The organism is Thiohalocapsa sp., from assembly GCF_019695415.1.
GTDB lineage: Bacteria > Pseudomonadota > Gammaproteobacteria > Chromatiales > Chromatiaceae > Thiohalocapsa.
This window is the reverse complement of the sequence record NZ_JAIFKJ010000261.1, coordinates 1,423-11,585: the sequence shown is the minus strand read 5'-3', so window position 1 is coordinate 11,585 and position 10,163 is coordinate 1,423. Positions and strand designations below refer to the sequence as shown.

Here is a 10,163-nt window from a genome sequence, read left to right as displayed (position 1 = left end):
GGGCGGAGGGCGCCCGGGCCGGGTGAAGCCAAGCGCACGGCCCGCCTCTTGCTGCCTCATCCTCGCCAGGCCGACGAGGCACGGGCGGGGCAGGGGTCTGGGCGCCGAACCCACGGATCCATGGCATACGCCGGTCCAAGCCGGTATGTGTCATGCGCCAAAGACACAACGACACAAGCGGGGCGCGCGTCCGCCGCCCTCAACCGACCTCATATGAACATCGAAACCGAGATACCCGTTCTTCAAATGGTCCTGCGCCTCGGGGCGGCCGTGCTCTTGGGTCTGGTGCTGGGACTGGAGCGCGAATTGCGCGGGAAGGCAGCCGGGCTTCGAACGCATATGCTGGTGTCGCTTGGTGCCGCCAGCTTCATGCTGGTGGGCCTGGAGGTCATGTATGCGACCTCCAGCGGCGATCCGTCGGCTCGGATCGATCCGACGCGCATCATCGAGGGTGTCATCGGCGGCATCGGCTTTCTTGGCGCCGGCAGCATCATACGCGGAAACGGCAATATCGAAGGCATCACGACAGGTGCCGGGATCTGGGCGGCGGGCTCCATTGGCGTGGCGTGCGGCTTCGGCAATCTGATTCTGGCCGCGATGGTGACGGGTTTCGCAGTCATGATCGTGGTGTTGCTCGGATTCATCGAGCGTAGGGCCATCAGAGATTAGCGGCGGTGATGCTGGATGTGGCCCTTGTCACGAACTCGATAGAGCGGCCTTCAGCTCCGCGACGCCGACCGGCTTGACCAGGTGCTGGTCGAAGCCCGCATCGCGGGTCTGGTGCCGGACGTCATCGTGCCCCCACCCAGTGAGGGCGATGAGCCGGAAGTCGTCGTCTGGGTGCTCGGCGCGCAGCCGGCGTGCCGCCTCGTAGCCGTCCATGCCGGGCATGCCGAGGTCCATCAGCACATGCGACCGCTGCCACTCCTTGCACAGTTCGACGGCCTCCGCGCCGCCGCAAGCGACTCGCACCTCGGCGTTCAGCAGGTTGAGGAGCATGCGCAGGCTCTCCGCAATGTCCTCGTTGTCGTCGACCACCAGGACACGGCATTCCGGCGCGAGCAGCGTGTTCTCCGTCGCTTCGTCCTGCATGGGTTGCTCCTGGGTGCTGCGACACAGCGGCAGAGAGACGGTGAAGGTGGTGCCGTGGCCGAGTCCGTCGCTGTCGGCACGGACGCTGCCGCCGTGCATCTCGACCAGGCTGCGGACCAGGGTGAGGCCGATGCCGAGCCCGCCGCCGCGTCCGGGCTCCGCTTGGGCGAACATCTCGAAGATGTCACCGAGTTGCTCGCGGGCGATGCCGCGTCCATCGTCCTGCACTCGGATCTCGATCTGATCTCCCTGCCGGACCACGCGCAGTGCGATATGGCCGCCCGGGTTGGTGAACTTGGCGGCGTTGTTCAATAGGTTGGCGACGATTTGGACCAGCCGCACCCGGTCGCCCACCACCCGCAGGGGCTCCTCGGGCACGCTCAGGGTGACGTGGCGGTCATCCCGGTTCAGCCCGCTCCGGCTCATGTCCATCGCGGCCTCGATGATCTCCGAGAGGTCGAGCCGCTCCTTCTGGAGCTGGATCTTGCCGCGGCTGATGCGCGAGACGTCCAAGAGGTCGTCGACGAGGCGCACCAGGTGGGTGAGCTGGCGGTCCATCATCTGGATGGCCCGCTCGGCCTCGGTGGCGTCGCCGCGCAGGGACTGGAGCAGGTCCAGACCGGTGCGCATTGGCGCAAGTGGGTTGCGCAGCTCATGGGCGAGGGTGGCAAGGAAGACATCCTTGCGACGATTGGCCTCCTGCACGGCCGCCTCGGCTTGTTTGCGCTCCGTGCTCTCTTCTGCAACGATGCTGACGCCGGTGACTTGTCCGTGGGCATCCTTTACCGGCAGCCATTGCTCAGTAAAGCTGCGTTGGACGCCGGGCCGGGAGGGCGTTTCGCTGACGATCTCGACATCGAGGCGGGGCTCGCCGGTCGCCACGACCTCGCGCATCGATGGCTCGAGCGTGTCGGCGAGCGCCGGCATCAGCTCGCGAACCGTCCTCCCGATGTGCTCGCCTGCCGGGATGCCGTTGATGTCGGCCAGCCGCTGATTGATGCGCAGATAGCGCAGATCGCGGTCGAGGAGGCACAGACCAACGGGCGCGTTGTGGTAGAGATCCTCCAGCTCCGCGAGCCGCTGACGGGCGACCTCCTCGGCAGCCATGGTCGCTTCTTCGGCCAAGAGGCGGGTAGAGATGTCGTCGAAGACGACGACGGCTGCGTCAACCTGACCATGCCGGTCATAGAGGAGAGCGGAGCTCACCGCAACGGGCACCACGCTCCCATCGGCGCGATGGATGAGCATCTCCTCACCAAACACGGCCTCTCCATGGCGCAGCGAGTACATGATGGGCAGCTCGTCGGATGGGATGGATGTGCCGTCGAGACGTTGGGCGGCTATTGCCTCAAGGTGGGCGTCGAGATCGACGCCGACGTAGTCTCGTCCATACAGCTCGAGCGCTCGCGGATTCAGATACGAGAGGCGACTGGTGGCGGCGTCGATCAGTACCACCGCCGCCGGGATTGACTCCAAAATGGCTTGCAGGCGATGGTGACTCTCGTGCAGCGCCTGCTCGGCGTGCTTCCATGCCGTCATATCCCGCAGGATCTTGGAGAAGCCGGTCAGGCGGCCGTCGGCGTCATGCAGGGCACTGACGATCCCTAAAGCCCAGAACCGCTCTCCGCCCTTGCGCAGGTGCCAACGCTCGTCCTCGGCGCGGCCGTGCGCCCGCGCCGCGTCAAGCTCGGCCTCGGGCACCCCCTGCGCCTGATCTTCCGGGGTGAAGATGAACGAGAAGTGCCGGCCCAGCACCGCCGCCTCGCTGTAGCCGAGGATTTGCTCGGCGGCGATGTTCCAGCTCGTGACCCGGCCCGCCGGGTCCAGGGTAAAGATGGAGTGGTCCTTGATGTTCTTCACCAGGGCCGTGAAGCGGTTCTCGATCTCGGCCCGTTCAGCCTCGAGGCGCCGGCGCTCGGTGATGTCCTCGATGGCCAGCAGGATCAGCTCGGCGTCCTCGTGCTGCAGCCTGCGGGCGTTGAGCAGCATGACCTTCTGCCCGATGTCGGGGAAGTCGTGCTGCACTTCGAAGTCGTCGAAGAATGTGTTCTGGGGCAGGATCTCGCCGAGCAGGATATGCAGGCTGGGGATCTCCCACTGGCCATTGCCGAGGTCGTAGAGGAGCCGCCCTTCGGTTTCCTGCGGCGACACCTGGAACGTCCGGTAGAAGCTTTGGTTGGCGCTCTGCACGCGTAAGCGAGCGTCCAGGACCAGCAGAGGCTCGCGGACGGTATCGACAATGCTGCGGACGTAGGCCAAGGCGCCGCCGAGGGCTTTCTCGCCTGACGCCTGTTCGTCATACATCGACTTGCGCATTGTAAGCGCCGCTCCTGCTCTACAAAGGGTTCTGCCCGTGGCTGGCTTGCCTGCCTCCGCTTGTGTATTCGCAACAGCCGACTCGGCCGGCTATTTTTTGCCCCACCGAACGATTCGCCCGGTGGATAAAGCCTCCCGCGTTGTGTGCTTTGTACCAGATAAGCACATTTTTGGTCTTCCTGGCCGAAATCGGAGATCACCGCCAGCCGGACGCCCGGCGATAGTAGCAACCGATCGGCCTCATACATTCCCGTCATTGGACGCCATAGATTCGAGCCTCCAGACTGACCCGGTGCGCAGGCTGCCGCCGAGCAGCGCGCAACTTACCCGACAACACCACGATTGGAGGTCATGATGGGACACGACGTAGCGACGACGGCCGGCAAATGCCCGGTCATGCACGGTGCAATGACGGCCGCCGGCACCTCGAACATGGACTGGTGGCCGAACGCCCTGAACCTCGACATCCTGCATCAGCATGACAGCAAGACCAACCCCATGGGCGAGGGCTTCGACTATCGCGAGGCGGTCAAGGAGCTCGACGCCGAGGCACTCAGGAAGGACCTGCACGCCCTGATGACCGACAGCCAGGCGTGGTGGCCAGCGGACTGGGGGCACTACGGTGGTCTCATGATCCGCATGGCTTGGCACGCCGCCGGCAGCTACCGGATCGCCGACGGACGCGGCGGCGGTGGCACGGGCAACCAGCGATTTGCGCCGATCAACAGTTGGCCGGACAACGTGCACTTGGACAAGGCGCGGCGTCTGCTGTGGCCCATCAAGAAGAAGTACGGCAACAAAGTCAGCTGGGCAGACTTGATGATTCTCGCCGGCACCGTGGCTTACGAGTCGATGGGTCTGAAGACCTTCGGCTTCGCCTTTGGCCGCGAGGACATCTGGCACCCGGAAAAGGACACCTACTGGGGCTCGGAGAAGGAGTGGCTGGCACCGAGTGATAACCCCGAGAGCCGTTATTCCGGCGAGCGAGACCTGGAAAACCCGCTCGCGGCGGTGATGATGGGGCTCATCTACGTCAACCCGGAAGGTGTCGACGGCAATCCCGACCCGCTCAGGACGGCGAAGGACGTCCGCGAGACCTTTGCGCGCATGGCGATGAACGATGAGGAGACCGTTGCCCTCACGGCCGGCGGCCACACGGTCGGCAAATGCCACGGTAACGGCGATGTCGAGCTGCTGGGACCGGAGCCCGAAGCGGCGCCGGTGGAGGATCAGGGGTTGGGCTGGATCAACAAGACCAAGCGCGGCATCGGCCGGGATACCGTGACCAGCGGCATCGAAGGGGCCTGGACGACCCATCCCACCCGGTGGGACAACGGCTACTTCGCCATGCTGCTGAATCACGAATGGGAGTCGAAGAAGAGTCCGGCGGGCGCTTGGCAGTGGCAGCCCGTCGACATCAAGGAGGAAGACAAGCCCGTCGATGTCGAGGACCCCTCGATCCGCTATGACCCGATCATGACCGATGCCGACATGGCCATGAAGATGGACCCTGCGTATCGGGAGATCGCCGAACGATTCCACAAGGACCCCGAGGCCCTCTCAGAGGCCTTCGCTCGGGCCTGGTTCAAGCTCACCCATCGCGACATGGGTCCGAAAGCGCGGTACCTGGGTCCCTGGGTGCCGCAGGAAGACCTGATCTGGCAGGACCCGGTGCCTGCAGGGCCCACCGACTATGACGTCGATGCCGTGAAGGCCAGGATCTCTGCCAGCGGTCTCAGCGTGAGCGAGATGGTCGCCACCGCCTGGGACAGCGCCCGCACCTTCCGTGGCTCGGATATGCGCGGTGGTGCCAACGGGGCACGTATCCGCCTGGCACCGCAAAAGGACTGGGAAGGCAATGAGCCCGAGCGGCTGGGCAAGGTCCTGGACGTGCTCGAAGGCATCGCGGCCGACACCGGCGCCAGCGTGGCCGATGTGATCGTCCTGGCCGGCAATGTCGGGATTGAGCAGGCGGCCAAGGCGGCCGGCGTCGACATCAGCGTCCCCTTCGCGCCCGGCCGCGGTGATGCCACCGACGCAATGACGGATGTTGAATCGTTCGCCCCGCTGGAGCCGATCCACGACGGCTACCGCAACTGGCTGAAGCAGGACTATGCCGTCAGTGCCGAGGAGCTGATGCTCGACCGCACGCAGCTGATGGGACTCACCGCTCCCGAGATGACGGTGCTCGTCGGTGGCATGCGTGTCCTGGACACCAATCACGGTGGTACCAAGCATGGCGTGCTCACCGACCGGGAAGGCGCCCTGACCAACGACTTCTTCGTCAATCTGACCGACATGGCGTACACCTGGGCACCGGCCGGCAACAACCTGTACGAGATCCGCGACCGCGACACGGGTGAGGTCAAGTGGACGGCCACACGGGTTGACCTCGTCTTCGGCTCCAACGCAACCCTGCGTGCCTACACCGAGGTCTACGCGCAGGACGACAACCAGGAGAAGTTCGTTCAGGACTTCGTGGCCGCATGGACGAAGGTCATGAATGCCGACCGCTTCGATTTGGGTTAACAGCAGCCGGAAGATTGGCCTTCCAGGCCAAAGGGGACAGTCGGTCCACTTGACACATCGACTCTGTCCCCAAGCCTGGCTGGTCAACGGTCGAGACCGATCTCTCTGAGTCGATCCGTCAGGCGTTCGGTGGACGCGTCGTGCGTATACGGAAAGTAGTCTGCCACCTCCGCGAGGGAGAACCCCGGGTTGGCGAGCAGCACCTCCTTGCGCTCCCATCGGGCCTCGTCCAGTTCGCCAACCTCCACGAAGCTGGCGGCGAGCCAGAGATGCAGTGATTCGGACGCCGGATTACTTAGAAGCCCCTGCTGCAGGGCGTCGATGGCATCCCGATAGCGCCCGATGGCGTAGTAGAGTTGGCCTCGATGCAAGTGATAGCGGCTGGGCGAGACAGGCAGCCCGCTGCGGATGCTGTCGGCGAGGGCGTGTTGGGTGGCAAGCACCTCTGCGAGTGCTCGGGTGTCGATGTCCCCGGGTGCGGCGAACACGGTCGAATCACCCCCGAGCGCCGCGGCCACGAGTAACTGTCGCCTGCCGGCGAGCAGGGCCTCGATCATGGCCTGGTCGTCATGGGCAGCGAGATGTGCCTTGCCGCCGGCAACGAGCAAGGGTAGGGCGGGGCTCAAGCGGAAGCGCTCATCGGCGGCCTCCATCGTTGCTGGCGGGTCCTGGCTCAACCAGAGGCCGGCGGCGGACAGGACGATGAGCGCCACCAGGACGAGCCCGTCCAAGAGGTGCTTACCACGTGCCCGCCAGTTGCGGGCGCGACGGTCCGCACTCACCTCGTCTATGGCAAGGTCTGCGGCCTGTTGACTGGATGGCAAGTCCCGCACCGGGGCGATAAGCCGATAGCCGCGTTTGGACAGGGTTTCGATATAGCGCGGCCTACGCCGATCGTCTTCGAGCGCCCGCCGGAGCTTCTGGATACCGCCAGTGACGCTGTCGTAGCCCACCACGGTACCCCGCCAAACCGCGCCTTCCAGCTCTTGCCGCGAGACCACCTGATTCGCGTGTCCCGCGAGATACCGCAATAGGTCAGCAACTTTCGGCTCCAGCTTTGCCTCCCGCCGGCCCCGGCACAACCGGTTTGCCCGCGTATCCAGCACCCATTCACCGATGCGCAGGCCGATCTGCGGTGGCGTGCCGCCCGCTTGCCGCACTGCGTGCGCAGCCGTGTCTGATGTTGTCGTCAAGCTCATCGTGCACCGCTCCCCGGTGAGAAACCGGCTTGTGCCCCCTGCCGCCGGAAAAACTTCGTAAAAAAGTCAGGTTTTAGTCAGGAGTTTAGCTCGGGCGGGGACTATCGTTTTGCTCAAGGCAGGGAAGGCCGGCAACGGCAGCTATGGAGGCAAAGAGCCGAGTCATGCGGGCTGGCGCCCGTCTGGGGCGCGGCAAGCACCAACATCTAAGAGGAGGAACGGACGCAATGAACCGACTGACAGTAACGATCGCAGCGGGCCTGATCGCCACGGCGGCGGGCGCAGACGATATCTACAACGGCTTCGCGGAGGGCAATCCGGATCTGCGAGCTGAGCGCAACGACTACGTCGGAACGACCGTGGTCCAGCCCGGCGTCGGTGACAGCATCGACCGCTATCAGGGGTGGGCTGACGGCAATAGCGACCTGTTCCAGCGCTTCGACGCGCCTGTGGACGACGATGAGAGGGCGGCTGATGTCTACAAGGGCTTCCACATCAACCCGGAACTTTGAGGAGGCTGACGGCGCCCGACGGTGCGGGCCGCACGAGCGGCCCGCGCGAAGACAGCGCATTTGAGGAATTTATACCCGTCGCGCTCGGAACCCGTGGACTCCCCGTGGTCTATAGTTGATTGGCGCCACAGTTCTTCTGGCGCCCTGACCATCTCTGATCGGCTGCCGTATCGCCACCACATCGGCCGGTGCGCTCGCGCACTCTGGGGAGCCCGTTCATGTCCGAAGCCGAGCGCACGCCTCCGCAGTGCGGTCCACAGCCCGCTGTGCTGCTGTTTGTCGCGTGCGCGTTGGTGTTCCTGCTGCCATCGGCACCGGCGGCGCAGACGCCGCCCGCGGTCATGCCCGGCACCGTCATCACCGCCGAGATCAAGCCCCTGCGCCATGCCCTGGCCCCGCTCATCCGCGCGGCGCAGGAGCGCTTCCAGGTCCCGGGCATAAGCCTGGTGCTGGTGCGCGGGAACAGCGTGCTTTGGAGCGAGGGCTTCGGCTATGCCGATCGTGAGCAGGGCGTGCGTGCAGGCCCAGCGACGGTCTACCGGGCCGGCTCCTTGGCCAAGCCGCTCACGGCCACTGCGGTCATGCAGCTGGAGGAGGCAGGCCGAGTTGACATCGATCAGCCCCTTACTGCCTACCTGCCCGACTTCTCCATCCGCTCGAGGTTCGATACCACGGCGGCACCGATGACGGTGCGCGCGGTGCTGAGTCACCACGCCGGCCTGCCCACGGACCTGAACAAGGGCATGTGGACAGACACCCCGTTTACAGACGTGGCCACACAGCTGGCCGAGGAGTACACGGCCTTCCCGCCAGACTTCGTGTTCGCCTACTCCAACCTGGGCTACACGCTGCTCGGGCATATGGTGCAGGCGGTCTCCGGTGTCCCGTTTGCGACCTACATGCGCGAGCAGTTGTTCCAGCCACTCGGTATGGACGCCAGCGGTATGGGTGAGCCTGGGCCTCGCGGCGGCCCCCTGGCGCAGGGCTATCGCGGCGGCGAGCCGTTCGCCATCCTGCCCATTCGTGATCTTCCGGCCCATGGACTCTATACCTCAGCGGCCGACCTAGGGCGCTTCATGCAGTTGGTCCTGGGCGGTGGCGTGTTGCACGGCAGCCGCGTGCTCGAGCAGGCCAGTGTCGAGCAAATGTGTGAGCCTCAGAACCTGGATGTGCCTCTGGACCTCGATGTGGTGAACGGCCTCGGCTGGTTTCTGGAGGACGGCAGCATTCCGGGCGGCGGCACGGTGCTGCGTCACGGCGGTACGACTCTCGTCTTCGGCGCCGAAATGATCCTGCTGCCGGAGCGCGGCCTGGGCGTCGCGGTGCTGGCCAACGCCGACGGGTCCCGCGCGGTGGTCTCGCAGCTCGCCGAGGCGGTGCTGGCGCAGGCACTGGATAGGGTCAGCCAGCCGCCGTCGGTGAAGCTGTTCCTCGCCGAGCTGGACAAGGCCGCCACCGCCCCCGAGCCCGCCGACATCGCCGGGCGCTATGCGACGGACTTCGGGCTCATCGCCATCCGTGAGCCGGACCCGAAGCTCTGCGCCTGCATCATCGACGAGACTTTCAACCTGATTCCTTATCCCAATGGCTGGTTTGGACTCGGCGACGACGCGCTGGGCTCACTGCCCCGGGGTCTGCGGCCGCTGGCAGCCATGCGTTTTCGCACCGAGCACATCGGCGATCGCGAGGTCGTGGTAGCCCGCAACGGCGAGGAGCGGCTCGTCATCGGCGAGAAGGTGCCCGATGCGCCGGTGCCGCAAGTTTGGTTGGATCGGGTCGGGCACTACGAAGTGCTGAACCCCGATCCGCGGTTTCCGCTCACCGATGCACAGCTCAAGCTCCGCGACGGGCACCTTTGCATGAGCTACCGCCTGCCCAAGCTCTCGCAAGCGCGTATTCAGGTGCCGCTGCGGCCCATCTCCGATACCGAGGCCATCATCCTCGGTCTCGGGCGCACCCGCGGCGAAACGCTTCGCGCCATCAGCGTCGACGGCGAGGAACGACTGCGCTATTCGGGCTTTGTTGGGCGCCTGTCGCGCTAAGGAGACACCATGCCTTACGACAAGACCACTGAATTGCCCGATTCAGTCCAGAGCAATCTGCCCGAGGGCGCTCAGAAAATCTACATGAAGGCCTTCAACAGCGCCTGGGATGAGTATGCCGACCAGGACGATCGCGAAGCAGTCGCCCACAAGGTCGCCTGGTCCGCTGTGAAGGGCAGCTACGAGAAGCGCGACGGCCGCTGGGTCGAAAAGTAGGCCGCCGATGGAGACCGTAGGCATCTGGCCGCTCTACGCACCGCTGACGGCAGATTCATGGGCACTGCATCAACGCATGTGCGCATAACCTTCCTGCTGCTGCAGCTTGGTCAGCTCGGCGTCGGCCATCGGCACCACCTTTACGAAGCCGTGGATGTCGTTGGGCATTCGGGACTTAGGCCGCGTGCTGGCCCTGGCGCCAGTAAGCGCCTAGACGGCGGCGCAGCGCCTTGGGGCGCTCGACGTAGATGATCTTG

General features: G+C 65.2%; 7 protein-coding genes. 5 read left to right on the top strand and 2 right to left on the bottom strand.

Annotated elements, in window-relative coordinates; translation table 11 throughout:
- Positions 1–120 precede the first annotated feature (120 nt).
- Complete coding sequence (locus I6U14_RS07565) at positions 121–669, top strand: MgtC/SapB family protein (protein WP_296898182.1); 549 nt, start codon at positions 121–123, stop codon at positions 667–669.
- A gap of 27 nt (positions 670–696) precedes the next feature.
- Here the strand turns inward: I6U14_RS07565 and I6U14_RS07560 are convergent, their stop codons facing one another.
- Complete coding sequence (locus I6U14_RS07560; RefSeq protein ID WP_296898181.1) at positions 697–3,408, bottom strand: PAS domain S-box protein; 2,712 nt, start codon at positions 3,406–3,408, stop codon at positions 697–699.
- 351 nt (positions 3,409–3,759) lie between these two features.
- On the opposite strand from I6U14_RS07560, the gene katG reads away from it, so the two are divergent.
- Positions 3,760–5,937: a catalase/peroxidase HPI gene (gene katG / locus I6U14_RS07555; protein WP_296898180.1), complete on the top strand. Its 2,178-nt coding sequence runs from the start codon at positions 3,760–3,762 to the stop codon at positions 5,935–5,937.
- An 83-nt stretch (positions 5,938–6,020) separates the two neighbouring features.
- On the opposite strand, the gene I6U14_RS07550 is transcribed toward katG, so the two are convergent.
- A complete protein-coding gene (locus I6U14_RS07550) occupies positions 6,021–7,136 on the bottom strand; it encodes a winged helix-turn-helix domain-containing protein (protein ID WP_296898179.1) in 1,116 nt (371 codons plus the stop codon).
- Positions 7,137–7,363: 227 nt separating this feature from the next.
- On the opposite strand from I6U14_RS07550, the gene I6U14_RS07545 reads away from it, so the two are divergent.
- From I6U14_RS07545 to I6U14_RS07535, 3 genes are all read left to right on the top strand, one after another.
- Positions 7,364–7,648 carry a hypothetical protein gene (locus tag I6U14_RS07545; RefSeq protein ID WP_296898178.1) on the top strand — a complete coding sequence of 95 codons (285 nt, stop codon included), beginning with the start codon at positions 7,364–7,366 and terminating at the stop codon, positions 7,646–7,648.
- A gap of 218 nt (positions 7,649–7,866) precedes the next feature.
- Entirely contained in the window at positions 7,867–9,690 is a 1,824-nt protein-coding gene (locus tag I6U14_RS07540) for a serine hydrolase (protein ID WP_296898177.1), read from the top strand.
- Positions 9,691–9,699: 9 nt separating this feature from the next.
- A complete protein-coding gene (locus I6U14_RS07535) occupies positions 9,700–9,906 on the top strand; it encodes a ChaB family protein (RefSeq protein ID WP_296898176.1) in 207 nt (68 codons plus the stop codon).
- Positions 9,907–10,163: the final 257 nt, after the last annotated feature.

Bases quoted from the DNA above. Each gene is read 5' to 3' on its own strand.
- I6U14_RS07550 (WP_296898179.1), bottom strand. From the start codon at position 7,136: ATGAGCTTGACGACAACATCAGACACGGCTGCGCACGCAGTGCGGCAA.
- katG (WP_296898180.1), top strand. From the start codon at position 3,760: ATGATGGGACACGACGTAGCGACGACGGCCGGCAAATGCCCGGTCATG.
- I6U14_RS07560 (WP_296898181.1), bottom strand. From the start codon at position 3,408: ATGCGCAAGTCGATGTATGACGAACAGGCGTCAGGCGAGAAAGCCCTC.
- I6U14_RS07535 (WP_296898176.1), top strand. From the start codon at position 9,700: ATGCCTTACGACAAGACCACTGAATTGCCCGATTCAGTCCAGAGCAAT.
- I6U14_RS07545 (WP_296898178.1), top strand. From the start codon at position 7,364: ATGAACCGACTGACAGTAACGATCGCAGCGGGCCTGATCGCCACGGCG.
- I6U14_RS07540 (WP_296898177.1), top strand. From the start codon at position 7,867: ATGTCCGAAGCCGAGCGCACGCCTCCGCAGTGCGGTCCACAGCCCGCT.
- I6U14_RS07565 (WP_296898182.1), top strand. From the start codon at position 121: ATGGCATACGCCGGTCCAAGCCGGTATGTGTCATGCGCCAAAGACACA.